Origin of the sequence: Peptoniphilus raoultii, assembly GCF_900099555.1 — a bacterium.
Taxonomy (GTDB): domain Bacteria; phylum Bacillota; class Clostridia; order Tissierellales; family Peptoniphilaceae; genus Peptoniphilus_A; species Peptoniphilus_A raoultii.
On record NZ_FMWM01000002.1, the window covers coordinates 598,784 to 621,278 of the forward strand.

24 protein-coding genes are annotated in these 22,495 nt (G+C 30.9%); 14 read left to right on the top strand and 10 right to left on the bottom strand.

The genetic code is table 11. From position 1 onward, the window contains the following. The first annotated feature begins 3 nt into the window (after positions 1-3). Genes cls through BQ4446_RS02845 form a run of 3 tightly spaced genes read left to right on the top strand, consistent with a single transcriptional unit; the run spans position 4 to position 2,352 of the window. Positions 4-1,464 (top strand): cardiolipin synthase, encoded by a 1,461-nt coding sequence (gene cls / locus BQ4446_RS02835; protein ID WP_071026479.1) that lies wholly within the window; start codon positions 4-6, stop codon positions 1,462-1,464. Positions 1,465-1,490: 26 nt separating this feature from the next. Further along, the gene (locus tag BQ4446_RS02840; RefSeq protein WP_245149647.1) at positions 1,491-2,006 is read left to right on the top strand and encodes a M48 family metallopeptidase; all 516 of its coding nucleotides are present in this window, start codon (positions 1,491-1,493) and stop codon (positions 2,004-2,006) included. Positions 2,007-2,016: 10 nt separating this feature from the next. Next, positions 2,017-2,352 carry a hypothetical protein gene (locus BQ4446_RS02845; RefSeq protein WP_071026483.1) on the top strand — a complete coding sequence of 112 codons (336 nt, stop codon included), beginning with the start codon at positions 2,017-2,019 and terminating at the stop codon, positions 2,350-2,352. Positions 2,353-2,391: 39 nt separating this feature from the next. Here the strand turns inward: BQ4446_RS02845 and BQ4446_RS02850 are convergent, their stop codons facing one another. The 3 genes from BQ4446_RS02850 to BQ4446_RS02855 all read right to left on the bottom strand — a co-directional run bounded on the left by BQ4446_RS02850 (position 2,392) and on the right by BQ4446_RS02855 (position 4,498). Beyond that, a complete protein-coding gene (locus tag BQ4446_RS02850) occupies positions 2,392-2,730 on the bottom strand; it encodes a CC/Se motif family (seleno)protein (RefSeq protein ID WP_071026485.1) in 339 nt (112 codons plus the stop codon). 43 nt (positions 2,731-2,773) lie between these two features. After that, complete coding sequence (locus BQ4446_RS08365; RefSeq protein ID WP_167632534.1) at positions 2,774-2,932, bottom strand: hypothetical protein; 159 nt, start codon at positions 2,930-2,932, stop codon at positions 2,774-2,776. A 135-nt stretch (positions 2,933-3,067) separates the two neighbouring features. Then, on the bottom strand, positions 3,068-4,498 hold the full coding sequence (locus BQ4446_RS02855) for an amino acid permease (RefSeq protein ID WP_071026488.1): 1,431 nt from the start codon (positions 4,496-4,498) through the stop codon (positions 3,068-3,070). Between the two features lie 253 nt (positions 4,499-4,751). On the opposite strand from BQ4446_RS02855, the gene sdaAB reads away from it, so the two are divergent. The 5 genes from sdaAB to BQ4446_RS02880 all read left to right on the top strand — a co-directional run bounded on the left by sdaAB (position 4,752) and on the right by BQ4446_RS02880 (position 8,596). Next, on the top strand, positions 4,752-5,417 hold the full coding sequence (sdaAB, locus tag BQ4446_RS02860; protein WP_071026490.1) for an L-serine ammonia-lyase, iron-sulfur-dependent subunit beta: 666 nt from the start codon (positions 4,752-4,754) through the stop codon (positions 5,415-5,417). Beyond that, positions 5,418-6,302 carry an L-serine ammonia-lyase, iron-sulfur-dependent, subunit alpha gene (sdaAA, locus tag BQ4446_RS02865; protein WP_071026492.1) on the top strand — a complete coding sequence of 295 codons (885 nt, stop codon included), beginning with the start codon at positions 5,418-5,420 and terminating at the stop codon, positions 6,300-6,302. Beyond that, complete coding sequence (locus tag BQ4446_RS02870; RefSeq protein WP_071026494.1) at positions 6,299-7,510, top strand: dicarboxylate/amino acid:cation symporter; 1,212 nt, start codon at positions 6,299-6,301, stop codon at positions 7,508-7,510. Before sdaAA ends, BQ4446_RS02870 begins: the two co-directional genes overlap by 4 nt. A 47-nt stretch (positions 7,511-7,557) precedes the next feature. After that, a complete protein-coding gene (locus BQ4446_RS02875; protein WP_071026496.1) occupies positions 7,558-8,082 on the top strand; it encodes a DUF3783 domain-containing protein in 525 nt (174 codons plus the stop codon). Positions 8,083-8,158: 76 nt separating this feature from the next. Beyond that, on the top strand, positions 8,159-8,596 hold the full coding sequence (locus BQ4446_RS02880) for a hypothetical protein (protein WP_083329022.1): 438 nt from the start codon (positions 8,159-8,161) through the stop codon (positions 8,594-8,596). On the opposite strand, the gene rlmH is transcribed toward BQ4446_RS02880, so the two are convergent. Next, positions 8,597-9,076 (bottom strand): 23S rRNA (pseudouridine(1915)-N(3))-methyltransferase RlmH, encoded by a 480-nt coding sequence (gene rlmH, locus BQ4446_RS02885; RefSeq protein ID WP_071026497.1) that lies wholly within the window; start codon positions 9,074-9,076, stop codon positions 8,597-8,599. Beyond that, positions 9,076-9,576 (bottom strand): thiol peroxidase, encoded by a 501-nt coding sequence (tpx, locus tag BQ4446_RS02890; RefSeq protein ID WP_071026499.1) that lies wholly within the window; start codon positions 9,574-9,576, stop codon positions 9,076-9,078. The genes rlmH and tpx overlap by 1 nt, the downstream gene beginning before the upstream one ends. Positions 9,577-9,673: 97 nt before the next feature. On the opposite strand from tpx, the gene BQ4446_RS02895 reads away from it, so the two are divergent. After that, positions 9,674-10,852 carry a carboxylate--amine ligase gene (locus tag BQ4446_RS02895; protein ID WP_071026501.1) on the top strand — a complete coding sequence of 393 codons (1,179 nt, stop codon included), beginning with the start codon at positions 9,674-9,676 and terminating at the stop codon, positions 10,850-10,852. 76 nt (positions 10,853-10,928) lie between these two features. Further along, positions 10,929-11,585 (top strand): hypothetical protein, encoded by a 657-nt coding sequence (locus BQ4446_RS02900; protein ID WP_071026503.1) that lies wholly within the window; start codon positions 10,929-10,931, stop codon positions 11,583-11,585. A gap of 117 nt (positions 11,586-11,702) precedes the next feature. On the opposite strand, the gene htpG is transcribed toward BQ4446_RS02900, so the two are convergent. Together htpG and BQ4446_RS02910 are read right to left on the bottom strand one after the other, a co-directional pair. Beyond that, entirely contained in the window at positions 11,703-13,565 is a 1,863-nt protein-coding gene (gene htpG / locus BQ4446_RS02905; protein ID WP_071026505.1) for a molecular chaperone HtpG, read from the bottom strand. A gap of 75 nt (positions 13,566-13,640) precedes the next feature. Further along, positions 13,641-14,549: an AEC family transporter gene (locus tag BQ4446_RS02910; protein WP_071026506.1), complete on the bottom strand. Its 909-nt coding sequence runs from the start codon at positions 14,547-14,549 to the stop codon at positions 13,641-13,643. 158 nt (positions 14,550-14,707) lie between these two features. On the opposite strand from BQ4446_RS02910, the gene BQ4446_RS02915 reads away from it, so the two are divergent. Next, a complete protein-coding gene (locus tag BQ4446_RS02915; protein WP_071026508.1) occupies positions 14,708-15,889 on the top strand; it encodes a 2-oxoacid:acceptor oxidoreductase family protein in 1,182 nt (393 codons plus the stop codon). Between the two features lie 64 nt (positions 15,890-15,953). On the opposite strand, the gene BQ4446_RS02920 is transcribed toward BQ4446_RS02915, so the two are convergent. Together BQ4446_RS02920 and BQ4446_RS02925 are read right to left on the bottom strand one after the other, a co-directional pair. Next, positions 15,954-16,604: a potassium channel family protein gene (locus BQ4446_RS02920; RefSeq protein ID WP_071026510.1), complete on the bottom strand. Its 651-nt coding sequence runs from the start codon at positions 16,602-16,604 to the stop codon at positions 15,954-15,956. 3 nt (positions 16,605-16,607) lie between these two features. After that, on the bottom strand, positions 16,608-17,936 hold the full coding sequence (locus BQ4446_RS02925; protein WP_071026513.1) for a TrkH family potassium uptake protein: 1,329 nt from the start codon (positions 17,934-17,936) through the stop codon (positions 16,608-16,610). A gap of 213 nt (positions 17,937-18,149) precedes the next feature. Here BQ4446_RS02925 and BQ4446_RS02930 point away from each other — a divergent pair, with 213 nt between their 5' ends. Both BQ4446_RS02930 and BQ4446_RS02935 read left to right on the top strand, forming a co-directional pair. Further along, complete coding sequence (locus BQ4446_RS02930) at positions 18,150-19,145, top strand: threonine aldolase family protein (protein ID WP_071026515.1); 996 nt, start codon at positions 18,150-18,152, stop codon at positions 19,143-19,145. A 16-nt stretch (positions 19,146-19,161) separates the two neighbouring features. Continuing rightward, complete coding sequence (locus tag BQ4446_RS02935) at positions 19,162-19,794, top strand: hemerythrin domain-containing protein (RefSeq protein WP_071026517.1); 633 nt, start codon at positions 19,162-19,164, stop codon at positions 19,792-19,794. 59 nt (positions 19,795-19,853) lie between these two features. Here BQ4446_RS02935 and hutG read toward each other — a convergent pair whose 3' ends face one another. Further along, on the bottom strand, positions 19,854-20,876 hold the full coding sequence (hutG, locus tag BQ4446_RS02940; RefSeq protein ID WP_071026519.1) for a formimidoylglutamase: 1,023 nt from the start codon (positions 20,874-20,876) through the stop codon (positions 19,854-19,856). Between the two features lie 215 nt (positions 20,877-21,091). On the opposite strand from hutG, the gene BQ4446_RS02945 reads away from it, so the two are divergent. After that, positions 21,092-22,444 carry an MATE family efflux transporter gene (locus tag BQ4446_RS02945; protein WP_071026521.1) on the top strand — a complete coding sequence of 451 codons (1,353 nt, stop codon included), beginning with the start codon at positions 21,092-21,094 and terminating at the stop codon, positions 22,442-22,444. Positions 22,445-22,495 lie beyond the last annotated feature (51 nt).

A 22,495-nucleotide genomic window follows, 5' to 3' on the forward strand; every position in this document is an offset into this window, starting at 1 on the left:
ATAATGTTTGAGATGTACTTTAACTCAATTAAATCTTTTGCCCAAGTTTATTCAGTCATATTTTTGACAAATATAATTTTTTCTGCCTTGGTGGTATTTTTTGAAAGAAAAAAGCCTACCTCTACTCTTTTATGGGTAATGGCAATAAATTTTCTACCAATTATAGGAATTATTTTATATTTAATCTTGGGCCAAGATATTTCAAAGTCCAAAATGTTTGAAGATAAGACAAAGATGGACATTGATGTGAAAAATGAATTTAAAAGGCAGCTTGAAGACATTCAGGATGGAGAATATGTTTTTTCAAATCCTAGAACCAAAGAATATAAAGACATTGTTGAAATGTTTAATATGGCTGAAGCTGAAATTTTATATTCATGCAATGAAGTTAAGATATATAATAATGGTCCCGAAAAATTCAAAGAACTTTTTCAGGACTTAAGAAAGGCTCGTCACACAATTTATGTACAGTACTATATTTTTAAATCCGACAATCTTTCCCAAGAATTTATAAAAATTTTAATAGATAAGGCAAGAGAAGGATTAAAGGTTTATTTATTAGTAGACGGAATGGGAGCAAGACACTTAAAATATAGGGATAGAAGAAGAATTAAAGAAGCAGGAATTGAATTTGCAGTTTTCTTCCCTGGAATTTTGCCCAAAATTAATTCCCATATAAATTACAGAAACCATAGAAAAATTGCAGTTATAGATAAAAAAATTGGCTATGTTGGCGGTTTAAATGTGGGTGATGAATATGTTGGCAAGGGGAAATTTGGTAATTGGAGGGATTCTCACCTAAGAATTGAAGGCGAAGCAGTAAATGGACTTAGCTGGAGATTTTATTTAGATTTTAAATTTGCATCTAGCAAAGACCCTACAGGTTTTACAACAGAAATTTTTGAAAAGAAGGGAAATAAAGACGTGGCAATTGTTACGTCTGGGCCCGATACTAAGGCAGACTCTATAAGAAATGGCTACGAAAAATTCATAACTCGTGCAACAAAGGAAATTTATATACAAACACCATATTTTGTGCCAGACGAAGGACTTTTTAAATGCTTAAAAGTTGCCAGCCTTTCAGGAGTTAAGGTTAATGTAATGTTCCCTGAAAAAAAAGACCATCCCTTTGTCCACTGGGCAAGTTTATCCTATGCGGGAGATCTTTTAAAATGGGGAGCAAATGTATATATGTATAGAAATGGATTCTTGCATACAAAGGTTATGATTTCTGACGACTATCTTTCCACAGTTGGCACAGCAAATTTTGACATAAGATCTTTTGAACTTAATTTTGAAGTAAATGCCTTTTTATTTGACTACGAATTAAATAAAAAACTTAAGGAAGATTTTAAAAGAGATTTAAAGGACTGCCTTCAAATAACTGAAGAAATGTATAAAAAAAGAGATGTGTTTACAAGAATAAGAGAGCAAATATCAAGGCTCCTTTCACCGCTTTTATAATGAGAATAGAAATAAATAGAAAAAACATGAAAAATCTTAGGATAAGGGCAGAAAATGGAATAATAAAAATTTCAGCCCCTCAAAATATGTCCTATGAAAAAATCATGGAAATTTATAATGAAAATGAGAAAAAAATTGAAGACCTTGCCAAAAGGGATATGGAAAAAAAGTCCTATGACAATAAACTCTTTGGCGAAGATTTTGAAAGTGATTTAAAGGGAAAGGCCCTTGAAGATTTTTATAGGGAAAAATTTTATCAAATTATCCCGGAAATTTCTAGAAAATATGAAGAAATGACTGGCCTTTATGCTAAGGAATATAGGGTGAGGAAGATGAAAGCAAGATGGGGGACCTGTTATCCCCAAAGAGGCCTAATTATTTTAGCCTTAAATCTTGCAAAAAGACCTATTGATGAAATTGAATCCGTTGTTTTGCACGAAATTATTCATCTCAAATACAAAAATCATTCCAAAGATTTTTACAGAGAAATAGAAAAATATATGCCCAATTATTTTGAAATTCACAAGAGATTAAATTCTTAAGGAGGATTATATGAGTAAAAAATTAAAATTTATTATAGGTATTGGAATCCTAATTTTTTTAATGGCCTATTTTAACGTGTCGATTTTTATAGGCTCAGAAAAACTTACTCCTTCTTTTGTAAAGGAAAAAATAACATCAATTGACTTTGGCAAGACATGGCAAAGTACTAAGGAAAAATTTTCTGAAGTCAGGGATGTTTTTAAAAAGGATAAGAAAGATGAAAATTCTTCTAAGGATGCTGAAGATCAGAATAAGGAAAACACAGTTGACGATTTAGAAAGTATGGATCCTAAAAATGAAAGTAAAAAGAATAGGGGTAAAATTCATTTGGAATTTGACATTTAAAAAGTCCTCGAAAGTGAGGACTTATTTTTTTGTAAATTTTTAAAAGGGAGCATCAGGTATAAATATTTCTGCAAGAAGTTTTTTTGTAAACATATAGGTAAAAAGTGAAATATTTATGGTGTCGTCAATAAATTTTAGGGTCTTATCTACATAAATTTTTATGCCACTTTCTTCATATTCATCATAAATTATTGATCCATTAGGGTCTGAAAAGGTAACTTTTGTTGTTTTCATTCCTATGCAACAACATGAAGTTGGTATAAAGGAAGAAATATAAATTGCGTTCTTGTTTTTCTCCCTAATATATGAAAGGGCTTCTTCTGTAATTTTTATTTTATTTTTAAGTCCTTCTCTTGAGGACTTATCTTGAGTTTTCATAAAAATTCTCCTTTTTAGACTTTTATAATTAATAAATTTAAATTTAATCATTGGCCATAATTTGTGGCTGAAATTCTAAATTTTCGTAAAAGCTCATTGAATGTTCTAAATCGTGGCTTTCAAAAACTGAATTAAAGACTTCTTTTTTGGCTTCCGAAGAACCGTGAGTAAAACTGTTGGCATCTACTACTCCCCGTGCCATGTCATTATTTAGCCTCCAATTATTTTTATAATTCATATGTACCCAAAAAATTCACTTTGCAATCAAGCTGCCTTGTACAAATAAATTTAAAAAAATCAAAAAAAGGCCCCTTAAAGGGACCAAAAATAAAAGATTTTAGATATTTCTATTTTTTTCTCTTTTAGCAAGGGCAGGCATGATTAAACCCAGACCAACTAAAATTACTGGAGTAATAATATTCATAAAAATTTCAAAGGGATTTCCCTTAAACATTCCAAGGACACAGCAGAATAGGGTTACTAAAAAGCACCATCCTCCGAAAAATTTTGCAGCCATTTGGCTCTTGACAAATTGATAGTCGCTTGTAAATCTTCCTTTGTATCTTCTTAGGGCAAGGTAAGCTGTAAATACCCACAAATATCTAAGGGGCATACAAACAGAATTTAACTGAGTTAAAAATCTTAAAAAGGCTGTTACTGATTTAATTCCCAGCATAGGAATTATAATTAGGGGAGTAACAATTGCAATTACAAGTTTAATACCATTTATATAGGCACCATGTTTATTTTTATGCAAAAGTTTTGAAGGTATAAATTCTCTTGCCGTTTCAGAATCAAGCAGCATCCTTAATGGGGCATCAATTGAAACGACAAGGGTTGAAAACTGACCAATCATATTGCATAGGGCATAAATTATAAGGAAGCTATTTCCAATGCCGTAATAATCTCCGAGTTTTGCAAAGGCCCAGTAGGCACCATTTGAAACATAGGAGTCAAAATTTGCATTTACTTCATTTATGTCAAACATCATACCGAGAGAAATTGTTCCTAAAATTGCACAGACAATAACCATAATTGAAAGGACAATCATTCCCCGTGGAAATCCTTTTGAAGGGTCTTTCATTTTATTTACATAGGGAGAAATTTTTTCGCTTCCGCCAACGGCAAAGACAAGTATTGAAAGGGAAGTAAAATATTCTAGCCTAAAACGTGGAATTAAATTTTTTAAAGACCAATCAATATTAATGAAAGTTGTGGCAGGATTAATTTCCCTTGCAGCCATCATTAAAATAATAAATAAAATTGACATTACAAACATTGAAGTTCCAGCAACTGTTGCTAGGGCCTTTAATGGATTAATTCCCCTACTTGCAACATAACAAAAAATTAAAAATACAGCCAAGGTTATTAGCTGAACAATTCTAATGTCAAGGGAATCGTAAAGAGAATTATCTCCAAAAACAACCCAGGAAAAAGCCTTAAGTCCATTTGAAGCCTTTGATGCAATATAGGGCATATGCACAACCCAATAAGTCCATCCCGCAAAATAGGCAAGTTTTTTATTTGTTGTTCCTTCTATCCATGAGCTAACGCCGCCGCCAGAATCTTTAAAAGTTGACCCTAATTCACCAACCATAAGAGAATAGGGCACAAAATATAGGGCAAACATTAGAATCCAAGAAAAAATTACTTGGACACCGTTAAAATAGACAAAACCATTTATAACATTTCCAAAACCCCATACAGTAGAAAAGGCCATAAAAGCTAAATTGTACCACATAATTTTTTTAGTGTTAGTATTTTCCATTTTTCCTCCTTATAAATTTTAAAAAAGCATATAACACTTACAAGTATAAAAGTTTAAAAAAAATTAAAAGAATAATTTTACATTTGGTGAAAATTAATCCATAATAATTATATATAATAAAAAAATAGAAATTTTATAAAAAACTTGTATTATTTTTTTATATTTTTAAAATATTTTTGTAAGAATTTATAAAAATTATGCAAAAAAAATCCAAATATGTTATAATAATTACATCTTTTTTAGGGGGAATTTGATGAAAGAGTATAGCGCATTTGAAATATTAGGACCTATTATGGTGGGGCCATCTTCATCTCACACGGCAGGTGCCTGTAAAATTGCAAAGCTAGCCGGGAAAATTTGCCCGTCCAATTACCAAAAAGTAATTTTTTATCTGCATGGTTCTTTTGCCATGACTTATAAGGGACACGGAACGGACAGGGCTCTTTTAGGTGGAATAATGGGTTTTGATACTGACGATGACAGAATAAGAAAATCTTTTGAAATTGCGGAAGAAAGAAATTTAAATTATGAATTTGTGCCAACAGATTTAGGAGGAGATTTTCATCCTAACACCGTTAAAATTTCATTTACTTATGAAGACCATGAGGAATATGTTATTGGTTCTTCAATTGGGGGCGGAAATATGATTATAGTAGATATTTCTGGAATAGATGTTGAATTTGACGGAACAAATCCCACACTTTTATTCAGATACAATGAACAAAAGGGAATTATTTCTGAAGTTTCTTCTCTACTTTACAAAAATGATTTTAACATTGAATCAATTAATACGATTAAGGATGATCTATTAAATATAGTAACACTTACTGTGGAATTAGATGAAAGGCTGCCAGAAAATCTTGTCAATCAGCTTTTGGAAAACAAGAAATTTTTGACGGCTAAATATTTGGAGGTATAAATGTTAAATACAGCTAAAGAAGTTATTGAATATTGCAAGGAAAATAAGTGTCACATATATGATTTAGTTTTAGAGGAAGAAGTAAAGAATAATAGAATTTCTAAAGAGACTATGATTGATAGCCTAAAAAAGATTTTAGAAGTTATGGAATCTTCCAGCCATAACACCTTAAACAAATCATACGAAACAAGATTTAAAATGATTGACGGATTTGCCAAGGATTTTTATGCTTATCAAAAGGAAAAAGAACCTCTTGTAGGAAAATTTTTAGTTAAGGCTATGGCTATGGCCTTTTCCACTTCTGAAACAAATGCTAATATGGGCAAAATTGCTGCAGCACCAACTGCAGGTTCTGCTGGAATTATGCCTGCGGCTCTTATATCCTTAAGGGAAAAATATAATTTGGATGAAGAAGTTTTAATTAAGGGTCTTTTAACATCAATAGGAATTGGACAGATTATTGGTAAGTATGCAACTTTTGCAGGAGCTGAAGGAGGATGCCAAGCAGAGTGTGGTTCAGCTTCAGCAATGGCGGCAGCAGCCTGTGTTGAAATGTTGGGTGGAAGTCCACAGGAGGCTTTTGATGCTGCAAGCATTACTTTAATTAATGTTATGGGACTTGCCTGCGATCCAATTGCTGGTCTTGTAGAATATCCCTGCACTTTTAGAAATGCATCGGGAGTTATTAATGCACTTATATCTTGTGATATGGCCCTTGCGGGAATAAAATCCCTTGTTCCCTTTGATGAAGTTTGTCTTGCTATGGGTGAAGTAGGTAGACTTTTAGATAATTCTATTAGGGAAACGGGACTTGGAGGCCTTGCAGGCACAAAAACAGGATGTAAAATTAGAAGAGAATTTTTGAACTTAAAGGAGGAAAAATGAAAAAGAAAAAATTAGGTTTAATACCAAAACTTATTATTGCTATTGCCCTAGGTATTGTAGTTGGACTATATTTACCTGATTGGGTAACAAGGGTTGCCATTACAATTTCTGGTATGTTTGGAGCATTTTTAAATTTTATTATACCACTTATGATTATTGCCTTTGTTGCTAAGGGAATATCAGACCTTTCAGAAGGAGCAGGAAAGTTATTACTTGTAACAGTTGTGCTTTCTTATTCTTCAACACTTATTGCCGGATCTTTGTCATATACTATGGCATCAAATATTTTTACAAAATTTATTACACCCGACCTTGTTGCTAAAATTCAAAACGCAACAAATAATACCCTTGATCCATATTTTACAATTCCACTAGGAGCAATTATTGAAGTAACTTCTGCCTTAGTTTTAGCTTTTATGCTTGGACTTTGCATATCTATTTTAAGATCACAAGGCAAGGGAGAAATTTTTTATGGGGCAATTAGCGAATTTTCAGATATTATAAATTTAGTTTTATCCCATTTTGTATTGCCGCTACTTCCTATTTTTATCTTTGGTAATTTCTGCGGCATGGCAAATTCAGGTTCTGTTTTTGCAATTCTTGGAATTTTCGGCAGAATATTTGTATGTATTATTGCCCTTCATTTACTATATCTTTGTGCAATGTTTATTACTTCAGGCCTTTATGCAGGAAAAAATCCTTTTGCCTGCCTAAGGAAAGCAGTTCCCGCTTATTTGACAGCCGTTGGAACTCAATCATCAGCAGCAACAATTCCTGTTAATGTTAACTGTAACAAGAGCATGGGAGTAACAAAACAAATTAGAGAATTTGTAATTCCTCTTTGTGCTACAGCCCATATGCCTGGATCAATGATTACGCTAACTGCCTGTGTATTTACACTTTTAACAATGTTTAATATGGACACAAGCTTTACATTAATTATGAAGTTTGTTGCAATTCTTGGGATTGCTATGGTTGCAGCACCAGGAGCTCCGGGCGGAGCAGTTATGAGTGCCCTTCCATTTTTGCCTGTAGTTGGAGTTGATTCATCAGGAACAATGGCAACAATTTTAATCTCCCTTTATTTAACACAAGATTCCTTTGGAACAGCAGCAAATGTTACAGGAGATAATGCAATTTCCATTGCAGTAGAAAAAATTTATTATAAACATATTGTAAAAAAACCAATACCAGTAGAAAATGATTAATTAAAGCCCCTCGGGGCTTTTTTACATATAAAATTTAAGGAGAAGATATGAAAAAGTTACTAGCCTTTGGCTTTGATGATGACAAGAAAAATTTGATAAAAAATTCAGCAGAAAAATTTGAAATTGAAGCTCGTTTTTTAATGACAGATGACTTGGGAAATTCTCTTGGTTATCTTTTAGGTCATAAGGGATTTGCAGCTTACAAGGAAAAAGTTTCAAAAATTGAGAACCTTGAATTAATTTATTTTTCTGATTTTGACAGAGACCTTTTGAAAACTTTTCTTTTAGATTTAAAGGGAAAGGGACTTATAATTAGTCATAAGGCAGTGGAAACAAAAATAAATGTAAATTGGACGCTATATCATCTTTTAAGGCAAATAGAAAAAGAAAGGATTCTTCTTATAAAATTTAATAAATTAGGTACTCTTGTTAAAAAGGGACAAGATAAATTAAGGGAAGGCTATAATAAAGACCTAGAAAAATTAATTGAAGAAGCTTTAGAATTAAGAAAGCCACCCCTAAAGGAAGAGATTTTAAATAGAACCATTTCAGAACTTGAAAAGATTTTATAAATACCTTTAAAATAAATATGTAATATGATGTAAAAATAAATATCTTTATATGCTATATTAAATTTGAGGTGATAATTTGAAGGCTAGAAAATTCACCAATAAAAAAGTTATAAGTCCAAATAGATATATGCAAAAATTAAAAGAAGAAAAATGCAATGAAGGTTACTGTTTTGCAGAAACTGTTATAAAGGAACTCTATTTAAAGGATAAGAGGATTGATATTTCTTATTATTTTAACAGGGATAGATTTGGACAAGTTTTATATAAGGGGAAAGCCAATGAAGAAAGAATTTTTGACGGCAAGGGAGAATCTAAGGACATTTCTTTTTCTTGGGCCATATTTAATGACGAAATTATAAAACTCCCTCTAGAATCTTGGAATAAATTTAAGGAAAAACCAATTTATTATGAAGTTGAAATAATTTTTGACAATAATTATTCCATAAATGCCGTGGGCAATAAAAAATCTCCGCTAGGCTACAAAAGACTTTTGGAGATTTTAAAGACTATATAATTATTTGTGGTAAGGGTGATTATTTATAATCCTAAAGGCCCTATAAATTTGCTCCATTAAAATTAATTTCATAAGCTTGTGGGGGAAGGTGAACTTTGAAAAGGAAAGGGAAAAATTCCCCCTTTTTTTTACATCTTCACTTAAACCTAAAGATCCTCCAATAACAAAATCAATTTTTCCTATGCCGCTAACCATAAGACCTTCAAATTTTTTTGCAAAGGCAAGAGAATCCATAGTTTTCCCTGAAAGATCAAGGACTATTACATAATCTTCGTCTTTTATTTTTTCTAAAATTCTCTCCCCTTCTTTATTTAAAATTATTTCTTCATCTTTGGGAGAAATATTTTCTCCTGCTGGCTCATCCTTAAGCTGGGTAAATTTAATGGAGCAGTAGGGGCCCATCCTTTTTTTATATTCATCAATGCCGTCAAGAAAATAGCTTTCCTTAATTTTCCCGACAGATATAATATTTATTTCCATTAGATTAGTTTTTTTACTTCCCTAAGGGCACTTTCAAAATCAACTTCGTGAGAAACTTCCTTTACATATTCTACATAGGCAACTTTCCCATCTTTATCAGCAATAACAACTCCCCTTGAAAGAAGTTTTAAATCATCCATTAAAAATCCGTATTTTTTGCCAAAATCGTGAAATCTATAATCAGAAACTGTTATAGAATTATTAATGCCTTCAGTGGCACAAAATCTTTTTTGGGCAAAGGGAAGATCGCAAGAAATTGTTACAACTAAAAGATTATCGCCAAGTTTTTCAGCTTCTTCATTAAAAGTTCTTGCTTGAAGTGAGCAAACTCCCGTATCAATGGAAGGAACAACTGAATATACAACAGTTTTTCCTAAAGTTTCCTTGGAATCAAAAATACTCATATCATTTTTGATAGCCTTAAATTCTGGAGCCTTATCATAAGGCTTTACTTGATTTTCTCCTAAATCTATTTCATTACCTGCAAAATTAACTTTCATATTAACCTCCTATAACCATTTATTTAATTTATATCCAATTAATTGAAAATTAAAAGGATATTCGCTAAAATATATTTATTAAAATGGATGTGATTTTATGAAATATAAAAATAAGGCAGTAGTTTTAGGCACAAATTATTATATTGGCCTTGGAGTCGTAAGAGTCCTTGGCATGGAAGGAATTTATGTAGTTTCCATTGACTATGAAAAAAGTCATTACGGCAGGTCAAAATATGTTAAAGAGGCCTTAATTGTCCCTCACTATAAAAAAGAAGAAAGAGAACTTGTCAAATTTTTAATAGACTATGCTAAAAAAGAAGAAGTAAAACCAGTTTTATATCCAACGGCAGACCTCTATGTAGAATTTATGGAAAATAATTTTGATGAGCTTAAAGAATATTATCTGTGGCCTAATGACAAAAAGGGCTTTTATAAAAAGTTAATGGACAAAAAAAGTCTTTTAGAATTTACAGAAAAATATGGAATAAAAACACCTGAAATTATAGATTTAGATGAAGAAGATGTAATTGAAAGGGTAGATAGAGAATTTTCCTATCCATGTATAGTTAAACCTCGTGATTCTATGCCCTTTGTAAATAAATTCAGGCAAAAAGCCTTTAGGTGTAAGAATAAATATGAGCTTACAGAAACCATTGAAAAAGTAAAAAAATCAGGACTTAAAGCCTTTGTCCAAAGAATAATTAAGGGTCCAGAATCAAACTGCTATTCCTTTGATGTTTATATGGGAAGAGACGGAGAAGTAAAATCCTTTATGACAACATCAAAAATTCGCCAGTGGCCCATAAATTTTGGAGCATCAACCTATGCCAAGCAGGAATATATTTCTGAGCTTTATGACATATGCGTGCCCCTATTTAAGGGAGAAAACTATAGGGGTTTTGGAGAAGTTGAATTAAAAAGAGATGAAAAATCAGGCGAGATTTATTTGATAGAAATAAATGTTAGATTTGTAAATTTTGTATTTTTACAATATGCCATGGGTATGAAAAATCCCTTTTACTATTATTTAGACTCCATAGGAGAAGATTTTGAAGGGCCAAAAATTACAGAAAATAAAGGAGTCTATTGGAAATATAAATACGAAGATATTTTTGCCATTAGGGCTTATTTAAAAACAGGTCAAATGAGTCTTGGAAAAATTCTAAAGGATTATAGATTTAAAAAAGTATCTTCCACTTGGCATATAAAAGATCCCATGCCAGGCATAAAATTTTTCCTATGGGCTATAAGCCATAAAATTACAGGAGCAAAATAAAAAAATATAAAGATAGGCGAATTAATTTTCACCTATTTTTAGATTAAGCACAGACCTATAGATGGAGAATAATAATATGAAAATAGAAACTTTTGATGAAGTGTATGGAGAATATCTTGAAAATATTTTAGGCCAATATAGATTTTATAATTCAATTTCAGATTTGGAAACTTTTTATGAAATACCTGATTGGATTAAAGAAAATGGCTATTATCAAGGAGCAGTAATTAGATTTTATGATTTATATAATAATAAAGTCTATACTCCCTTTGAAAAAGAAAAGAATGTGACTTATACTTATGCTAAATTTAAAAATGATTTTTTCTATTTTCTAAAAGTTGATTTTAATAAAAATGTAATTGACTTGATAAAATACTATCCTGAAAAATCCTTAGAAAGTATAATTCAATTATCTCTAGATAACATTAATTTATATAATTTAGCTTTAGAAGATGGCTATGAATTTCATATATGTAGTTCAGATGATAAATTTATTTCTTACTATCCAAGAAAGTTTGAATTAAATTTAAAAGAAGATCAATCAGTAATATATATTGATAAAGATAAGATTTATATTAATGAGTGGGTCGAAGAAGGAATTGTTAAAGATACTTTTACAAATGATTATAAATACTATGATAAATTACTTGCTCTTGACATGAATGGAAATATATTATGGGAAAGAAAGGGAAACTTATCCCAATATCCTAATGGAAAGTGGTATCTAACATAATAAAAAATAATTTTTAAACCAGTAAGTCTAAGAACAATTAGGAAAAAATTAATGGAGCATACCTTTAGGGAATGCTCCATTTTTTAAATTGCCCCCTATGTCTTCGCATAATAATTTTTACATAAGCTCGGCTATATTCCTTGCAAATTCTATGGGGTCTTCTATTTCAAGGCCGCTAATTAATCTTGCTTCGTTATATAAAAGGCTTGTATATAATTTAAATTTATCCTTATCATTTTTTTGATAGTCTTTTAGCTTTTCAAAGGCTGGGTGTTTTGGATTTACTTCCAAAATTTTTTGGGCCTTAAAGCCTTCTTGCCCTGGCATATGTCTTAGGGTTTTTTCCATATCAATTGAAATCTCACCTCTACTTGAAAGGTAGGCTACATCTTTTGTCAAATTTTCATTTCCTCTAACATCAACAACTTCATCTTTTAAAAGGTCTTTCATTTCTTTTAAAAGTGAATTTTCTTCTTCACTTTCTTTTTCCTTGTCATTTTGAGAATCGGCTTCAGAAATAGATTTAAATTCCTTTTCTCCGTAGGTTCTCATAACTTTTACTAAAAATTCATCAATTGCATCATTGAAAAGTAGAACTTCATAATTTTTGTCTATAAAGGATTTTATTTGAGGAAGTTCTTTTATTGCTTCAATTGAATCGCCGGCTCCATAATATATATATTCTTGACCAGGTTCCATGGCCTTTAAATATTCATCTAGGCTTACCCAATCTCTTTTTGTTGTCTTGTAGATGAAAAAGTCTTTTAACTTATCGGCAGCTGCCCCATAAGTTTCATAGGCTCCTGTTTTTAAAACTATGCCAAAATTTTCAAAAAACTTTATATATTCTTCCTTATTATCTTTTAATTCTTTTTTTAGTTCATCAAAAATTTTCTTTTCAATTGATCTTTTTATTAAGGCAAGGTGTCTTGTATTTTGAAGATTTTCTCGTGAAATGTTTAGAGAAATATCTTCACTATCCACAACTCCCTTTACAAAGGAAAGGTAAGAAGGGAGAAGGTCTTCACAGTTTTCCATTATCAAAACTCCATTTGAATAGAGTTCAAGTCCTCTTTTTCTTTCCATATTAAAAAAGTCAAAGGGTCTTTCCTTGGGGATATATAAAATTGCCTTAAAGGAAATACTGCCTTCAATATTTAAGTGAAGATATTTTAAAGGCTCGTCAAAACCAAAATGCCTTTCAGTATAAAAGTTTTTATAGTCATCATCCTTTAATTCATTTTTATTTTTTCTCCATAGGGGAACCATGGAATTTAAAACTTCATCTTCTTTATAGTCTTCAAATTTTGGGTCATCTTCCGTGCTATCTTTGGCTGGTCTTTTTTTGTCAACAAGCATTTTAATGGGATAGCGAATATAATTTGAATATCTTTTTACAAGACTTCTAATTTTATATTCATCTAAAAATTCATCATAGGAAAAATCTTCATCATTGGCCTTTAAATAAAGACTTATTTTTGTGCCGTGATCATCTTTAACACCATCTTCAATTTTATAGCCATTGGCATTTTTGCTGGCCCAAAGATGTGCAGACTCTTCCTTATAAGATTTTGTCAAAACTTCAATTTTATCTGCAACCATAAAGGCTGAATAAAAGCCAACACCAAACTGACCAATAATTTCATGGTCGTCATCTTTTTTATTTGATTTTTTAAAATCAAGGGAACCGGATTTAGCAATTGTTCCTAAATTTTCTTCAAGTTCCTTTTCAGTCATGCCAATTCCATGATCTTCAATAGTTATAATTCTATTTTCCTTATCAAGGGAAAGTCTAATATAATAATCGTCCTTATTAAAATTTAATTTTTCATCGGTTAGAGCCAAATAATACATCTTATCCATGGCATCAGATGCGTTAGAAATTAGCTCCCTTAAAAATATTTCTTTATTTGTATAAATGGAATTTACCATTAAATCCATAAGTCTTGTGGATTCTGTTTTAAATTTTTTATTTGCCATCTTATCATCCTTCCTTTAGCACTCACAAAATGCCTCTGCTAATAATATATAACTTTTTTTAAAAATAGTCAATAATTAGGAGATAAGATTTAAAACTAAATAAATTGTAAAGGAAAATAAAAGGGTGGTGTAGAGGACATAATTTTGAGCAAGATCTGTGTTGGCCCTATAATTTTTTGCAAAGGTAAAGGAAATAATTGCCGTTGGACAGCCAAATAAAATAACTGAAATTGTTTTTTCAATTTCTGTTATTGAGAAAAATCCAGCCACAAAATAGGCTATAAGAGGCAGGCAAATTAATTTTGAAAGGGAAATAATCAAGGTGTCTTTTAAATATTCCCTATTAAAAGTAAAATCAAGACCATGGCCTAAAATCATAAGTCCAAAAGGAGTTGCTGTTGCAGCGAGGGCCCTGAAGGGTTCTTCCAAAAAATAAATATTTATTTTTAAGGCGTTAATTATAATTCCAATTAAAACTCCAATAAGCATGGGGTTTTTTATTATCTTTAAAAGTAAATTTTTAAAGTCGCTTTTACCGCCGATTGCTCTTTCATAAAGCCAAGCTGTTGTTAAATTATAAAAAATTTGAGAAAGGGCAATGACAATTCCTGCATACACAAGGGCAATTTCTCCAAAAAGAGCAGTTAAAATTGGAAAGCCCATAATTATAAAATTTCCCCTATATATGGCAACTGTTGAAACAGCTCTTGTTAATCTGTCAGGATGGAGAAGGCAGGCAACAAAATATGCAAAGGCAAAGGAAATTATAAACATAAGACCAATATATAAAAATAAATCTGCCTTCAAAACATCTGAAAGATCTCTTCCATAAAAGGACATAATAATATTTATGGGAAAGGCAACCTTAAAGACATAGGAATTTAATTCTCCTGCACTGGCATGTGAAAATAAATTAATTTTTCTTAAAATATAACCGATAGCTACAAATGTGAGTAAATTTAAAATTGTAAATAAAAGTTCCATATTCATCTCCCTATTTCTTAATACATTTTATATTAAAAAAAGAATTAATTAAAGTTTTATAAATTTTGTAGAAATTTTAACAAATATTTAAAAAACACTTTAAATTCATCTTGCTAAGGTAGTATAATAAAAACATAGTAATATTTGGGGAGGTAAAAATGGTAAATAGAAAGATAATAGCAACTGGTTTTAGCGGCTCCGGAGTTATGAGTATGGGAAAACTTTTATCTTTTGCCGGAATGAATGAAGATAAAAATATAATCTGGCTTCCCAACTATGGCAAAAAATCTTCAATGCAAGTAAGATTTTGCCTAGTAATTAGTAATAATCATTTGGAATGTGAAAATAAAGAAGTTACTGACATTATAATTTTAAGTGGGGATAATTTTGAAGACCTTGAAGGGAAACTTGCCAAGGGTGGAAATTTATTTATAAATAAATCCTTAGTAAAATATACACCTAAGAGAAAGGATATAAATGTTTATCTTGTGCCGGCAAGTGAGCTTGCAAGAAAAATTGGCAATCCAAAAGTTGCCAACATGGTTATGCTTGGGGCTTATTTGGAAATAACCCAGCTTTTAAATTTTGGCACTCTTATTCAGGCCTTTACAAAGGTTTATGGTTACAATTTAAGAAAGGTTCTTCCCCTTTATCAAAAAGCTGTTGTAACAGGAGCAGGTTCCGTTCGAAATGCGAGAATAAATGGCTTTGAAGAGGATGAAGAAGATGACGAAGTTAAATCTCACAAAATTTTAATAAATGAAGAAGAAATTGATTTAAATAATTTAAATTCTGAAGCTATTCAAGAAAGGCTAGAAATTACTGAAGACTTTGAAAATCTTGAAGAAAGTTCCAGGGAAGATAAAATTTTTATGGATGATATTTCCATTGTCCATAAGGCCTATGAAAATGAAGAAACTATGGTAAGGTTCTATATAAAGTCAAGGCAAATTTTAAAGGGAAATATTGCATCTCAAGTTTTTGGCTCTCTTGCCAAGCAGTCGTATGAACATCTCTTATATCTCCAATCCTTAATTAAGGAATTAAAGGGAGAACCAATTGTAGTTTTAAATATGGAAGAAACTTCGGTTGAAGAAGAAAAAATAAACTGGAAGGAAATGACTTCTGAAAATAGAATTTTTGCCCTTTCAATTTTTGTTGAAGCCATAAAACTTAAAAATTCATCTATTGATTTTTATAAAAAGGCAATAGAAAGGGCAAAATCTGAAGATGCAAAAAGGCTTTATAGAGAGCTTGAATATTGGGAAAATTATCAGCTTGAACAATTGCAAAGTCAATATGATTTCTTAAAAGAAGAAAGTAATTGGAATATTTTATAAATTAAAAGAGGCGGCCAAAAGGTCGCCTTAGTTTTTTATAGTCTATTATGCAAATTTATTTTTATTAATTTTCTTCATTGAATTTTTTTATTTTTTCATCGGATCCAAGGATTGTCAGTACGTCTTCTTTTTGTATTTGAAAATCTGAAGTTGGATTTACATAAATTTCGCCCTTTCTCTTTATCATAAGAACTGTAAAATTATATTTGCCCCTTAATTTTATTTCTTCTAAACTTCTTCCAATCATATCATGATTTGCTTCAAATTCAAAAATTCCATATCCCTTAGAAACTTGAAAGGAGTCAATTAAATTTTTATTTGCTAAGTTGTTGGCAAGCCTATAACCCATATCTCTTTCGGGATAAATAATTTTATCTGCCCCAACTTTTTGTAAAATTTTTCCTGCCCTATAATTTGCAGCTTTTGCTACAATTCTCGGGATGCCTGCTTCCTTAGATGCAAGAACTGCCATAATTGCAGCTTCTAAATTACCACCAATGGCAACAACTGCAACATCAAAATTATTTAGGCCTAATTCATCAGCGGCATTTTCGTCTTCCAAGTCACATACAATTGCTTCTGTAACATTGGGAGAAATTTGATCAATTATTTCCGAATTGGAATCCACAACTACTACATCATTATTTAAATCATATAATCTTTTAGCTACAGTAGAACCAAATCTACCACTACCAAATACAATAAAAGTTTTCATTTTTTACCCCACTATTATTTTTCCATGTGAATATTTTGTGTGTTTTTTTGTCTTTTTATTTAAAATGCCAATGCCAAGCGTTGCTGCACCAACTCTTCCTATATACATTAAAATTATTAATATAATTTTTGAAGGATAGCTTAAATTTGAAGTAATCCCCCTAGATACACCAACTGTTCCAAAGGCTGAAACTATTTCGTATAATATATCAAGATATAAAAATCTTCCGTCCTCTATAATCATAAGGCCAAGGGAAGAAATTATTACAAGGCCAGATGCTAAAAAGAAAATACATAAACTTTTAACAAGGGCATCATAGGGAATAGTTTTGTGAAAAATTTCCGCTTCTTCATCTCCTCTTAAAACAGAAATTGTTGAAAATAACAAAACACCAAAAGTTGTAGTCTTTATACCGCCACCAGTAGAAGCTGGCGATGCCCCAATAAACATTAAAAATATTGTTATTATGACAGAGCCTTCTTGAATTTTTGATAGGTCAAGTGAATTAAATCCTGCTGTTCTCGATGATGCTGACATAAAGTATGATGTAAGTATCTTTCCCTTTAAGTCAAGATTATTCATTGAAATTTGATTGTGTTCAAGAAGAAAAAATCCAAGAGTGCCAATAATTAATAATATTAAGGATATAGAAATTGCAGCCTTGGAATGAAGGCTTAAATTTTTAAAATTTCTATGCCTATAAATTTCAAGAAAAACTGTGTAGCCAAGCCCCCCAATTATAATTAAGCTAGAAATTGTTAAAGTTATAAGCCCATCGGATTGATAATTCATTAAAGAATTTCCAGTTAAGTCAAAGCCTGCATTACAAAAGGCAGAAACAGAATGAAATAGGGAAAATAACGTTCCCTTTATAAATCCGTACTGAGGAATAAACCTAAGGGCCAATAAAATTGCCCCAACAAATTCCACACCCAAACTAAATTTAATAATATAAATAACTAATTTTATAATTCCCTTCGTTGCATCATGGCTCACCTGTTCCTTTAAAATTCTTCTCTCAACAATACCAATTCTTTTGTGAAAAAGCATGGGAATAAGGGAAAGAAAAACCATAGTGCCAAGTCCGCCAATTTGAATTAGAGAGGCAATTATAAATTTGCCAAAAGCTGTCCAATACTCTGAAGTATTTACAAGTACAAGACCAGTTACACAACTGGCAGATGTTGAAGTAAAAAGAGCATTGACAAAGCCAATATTTTCTCCGCTGACAGATGCCATTTTTGTATTCAAAAGAAAAGCTCCTGTAAATATTAGCACTATAAATGATAGGCATATTACAAGAGGCGGATTCTTTTTTAAATTTTTAATCATAATCTAACCTTTTTCAAATAAAATTTTCATTCATATTATACCATAATTAATTTTTATTAAACCTATTACAAAAAAAATAAATTTTTAGCTATATTTACTTTATAACCTTAAAAATATTGAAAATATTTGAAAGCTACTACAAAAACTTTGACATCCTATATAATGATTATAGGATTTAAAATAATTTGGGTATTTATGAAAAAGGGGGTAATTATGAATAATTTTAGGAATGACTACAAAGACTTTGGATCCATAGAAATTTATAGGGAAATGGAAAAGATATTTGCTAAAAATTTTTCAGGCTATGGTCTTGATGACATATCAATGGAAGCTAGAGAATTAATAAAAAAAGAATTGGGAAGAGAGGCGGAAATTGAATTTGTTTCTGGGGGGACTGCTGCAAATATTTTAGGGACAACTTTTATTTTAAGGCCCTATGAGGGAGTTCTTTCGGCTTCAACAGGTCACATTAGTCATCACGAAAGTGGATCTATAGAGGCAACAGGCCATAAAGTTTATGTAGTAAATTCAGAAGACGGAAAAATTAGGCTTGAGGATATAATAGACGCCCTTAAAATTCATAACACAGAAGTAGATGTAAAATTAAAAATGGTTTATATTTCTCAGACAACAGAACTTGGAACAGTTTATTCCACTAGTGAACTGGAAAAAATATATAAATTTTGCAAGGACAATGACCTTTATCTTTATATTGACGGGGCAAGGCTGGGCCATGCAATGGCAGCAAAGGGTTCAAAACTTTCTGACTATGGGAATCTGTGCGATATATTTACAATTGGCGGCACAAAAAATGGAGCAATTTTTGGCGAAGCTCTTGTGATTTTAAATGATGAATTGAAAAAAGACTTTAGGTATTATTTAAAACAAAGGGGAGCTATGATGGCAAAATCTTTTATTATTGGTCTTTCCTTTAAAGTTTTATTTACAGATGGTCTATATTATAAAAATGCAAAAAAGGCCTATGAAATGTCCAGACTTTTAACAGGAGAGTTGGAAAAAATAAATAGAAGACCACTTTTTTCAGAGTCTAATCAAATATTTTTAAGGTCAAATCCAGAGGAAATTGAAAAGTTAAAGAAAAATAATATTTTTGAAATAGAAAATGAAGATGAATCTATAATTAGACTAGTAACTGATTATAGGACAAATAAGGAAGATATAAGAGGATTTATAGAAGATTTGAAATAAAATCAAGGGGGAAAATATGTTAAAAAAAGATATGATAGTTGAAGAGGCGGCAAGAGAAAATCCAAAGGTTATGGGGAAATTATTAGAATATGGATTAGAATATGACTTTGTTGCCTTAGAAGAATTAGGAAAAGTTTTGGAAGAAGAAAATATTAATTTTGAAGACTTTTTAAATGCAGTTGGAGAAGTCCAATATGAAGATTTAGATAGAATTTATAAGATGACAAAGGAAGAAATTGTAAATTATATTGTTAGCGAAATTCATCCCTATGAACTTGCGACAGTTGAAAAAATTGATTTCCTATTTAGAAAGGCAATAAAAAAATATTACAGACAAAGGGGAGAACAGCTTTTTGTAATCTATGAAGTTCTGCTTCTCATAAAGGCAGAACTTGTTTCTCATTTTTCAAGTGAAGAAGAATTTGAATTTAAAGAACTGTTAGAAGGAAAAGAAGTTGACTTTGAAAATCTTTTAGGAGAACATGAAAAAATCATTGGCCTTTTTGACAGAATAAAATATTTAACAAGGGACTATAAGATGAATGCAGAAGAAGATGAAGTAAAAGAATTAAATAAATTAATGGGAGATGTGGATATACATTCAAGAAGACATATATTTATAGAAAATGAAATCCTATTTAAAATGTAAAAATTATAAAAAGGCGGCCATGGGGTCGCCTTTATTTTAAGTCTATGAGTGGATTAAAATTAATTGTAAATAAGATTAAGACCATAATTTTCTGCTAGGCCAGTTACTACTGTATAAATTAAAATTGAGGCCATATTTGCAGTAATTGAATCGTGGTCAAAACGAGGGCTAACTTCAGCAATGTCAAAGGAAAAAGCCTTGCCTGTTTTTAAAACTCTTTTTAGAAGAATAATAATTTTTTCTGGGTCAAGACCAAGGGGTTGGGGAGCTGAAACTCCAGGTGCAAAAGCTGTTGCTAGGACATCAGAACAAATTGTAATATAGACTTTATCTAGTTTATCAAGATAGGCATCTAATTTGTCAGTTGTTTTTTTAAAGTCACCATTAATAATATCCTTTGCCAAAATATATTCTGCCCCTAAATCCCTAGCAGTTTTAAAAAGCCCTTCAGTATTTGAATGCCTTTGAATACCCATTACAAAATAATTGTAATTTGTATTTTTTTCCTTGCAAAGATCTGAAATTTGCCTAAACATAGTGCCGCTTGTGCCGCCCTTTTCCTTGTCATAAGGTCTTAAGTCAAAGTGGGCATCAAAAGAAACTATACCAAGATTTTTTTCTTTTTTGTCATCAAGATAATTGCTAAGGCCCATATAGTGACCAAAGGCAATTTCATGGCCCCCTCCCAAAAGAATGGGGAACATATTAAGGGAAATAATTTTTCCCACAGCCTCTCCAAGCACCTTTTGAGCATCAACTAGATTTGTATATTTACTTGTTACATTTCCACAGTCAAAAATTTTAAGGTCTTCTGAAAATTGACAGGGGAGTTTTGAAAGTTCACGTCTTATGGCATAGGGACCTTGAGAGGCGCCATATCTGCCCTTATTAAGTTCAATCCCTTGATCTGATTCAAAGCCTAAAATTCCAATGGCAAGTTTTCCTTCAAAGGGTTTTAAAGACTTGTCATTTAAATTTAAGGGCTTAACCCATTGATGCCATCTAAAGGAAAGATAGTCGTTTTCGTCATCAATTCTTCCAGACCAAGCACTCATATCTTGCGGACTATAAAAATTAATCATTTTAATCTCCTTTTTAAAAATTTTAATTATAGTTTTACATACATTAAAACATTATAAATTTTTATTGAAAAATTTCTATAAAAATCTTATTATTTTAAAGCTTAATAATTTCAAAAATATTATAACATAGGAATGAAATACTTTTAAAATCCTTTAAATATAAGTAAGTTTAAGGTACAATATTTAAGTATTAGAAAAGAGGAGAAAAAGATTTTATGGAAGACAGTTTTAAAGAAAATAAATTAGGGACGCAGTCAATAGGAAAATTATTATTTACAGTATCCTTTCCAATAATGATTTCCATGTTGATTCAGGCTCTTTATAATATTGTGGATTCATATTATATAGGAAAAATTTCGGAGGAGGCCTTCACAGCAGTTTCAATAGCATTTCCCTTTCAAAATGTTATGGTAGGAATTGCAGTTGGAACAGGAGTGGGCATGAATTCACTTTTGTCCAGATCCCTTGGAGAAAAAGATTTTAATAAGGTAAATAAAACTGCTGATAATGGAATGTTTTTAACCTTTGCTTACAGCATATCTCTTTTGATCCTATCATTTTTCATTCCGCAAATTTATTATAAGTCCCAAAATGTCAATGCAGAAATTGTAAATTATGGTGTAGATTATTTAAAAATTGTCATGATGTTTTCTTTTGGATTTTTTATGCAAATTTATTGTGAAAGGCTTTTGCAGTCAACAGGCAGAAGTGTTTTAACAATGCTAACTCAAGGGATTGGAGCAATTATTAATATAATTTTTGACCCCATATTTATTTTTGGCTATTTCGGCCTTCCAGCCATGGGAGTTAAGGGAGCTGCCCTTGCAACAGTTTTAGGTCAATCTATTGGAGCAGTTATAGGCCTATTTTTTAATTTTAAATTAAATAGGGAAGTAAAAATTAAGGGCATAAGTTTTAATTTAGATATTATTAAAAAAATATATATTGTTGCCCTACCTTCAATAATTATGATTACCGTAACATCATCAACAATTTATTTTTTAAATAAAATGCTTGGGAAATTTTCTGCCAGTGCAATTGCAGCCTTAGGAGCTTATTATAAAATCCAGTCCTTTATACTAATGCCTGTTTTCGGTTTAAATAATGGTATGGTTCCAATAGTTGCCTATAATTATGGAGCTGAAAATAGGTATAGAATTATTAAAACTATAAAACTTGCCATGCTTTGTGCCATTACAATGATGTTTGCTGGCACAGTTATTATGCACATATTTCCCGGCCAGCTATTAGATATATTTTCAGCATCTGATGAAATGAAAAGAATTGGAATTTCCATGCTTAGAATAATTTCTCTATCCTATGTCTTTGCAGGGATTTCTATTGTCAGTGGATCAGTTTTTCAGGCTCTTGGAAATGGACTCTTAACTTTAATGGATTCAGTAATGAGAAATATAGCGATAATTATTCCCTATACCTTTATAGTTTTACATTTTAATAGACTTGATTTAGTATGGTGGGGATATTTAATGTCAGAAACGGCATCACTAATTTATGTAGCCTATTATATGAAAAATTTTGCCCTTAAAAAAATAGATGTCTTTAAATAATTTATAAGTCTTATAAAAATATCCTTAATCTTGAAAAAATAAGTCAATTAG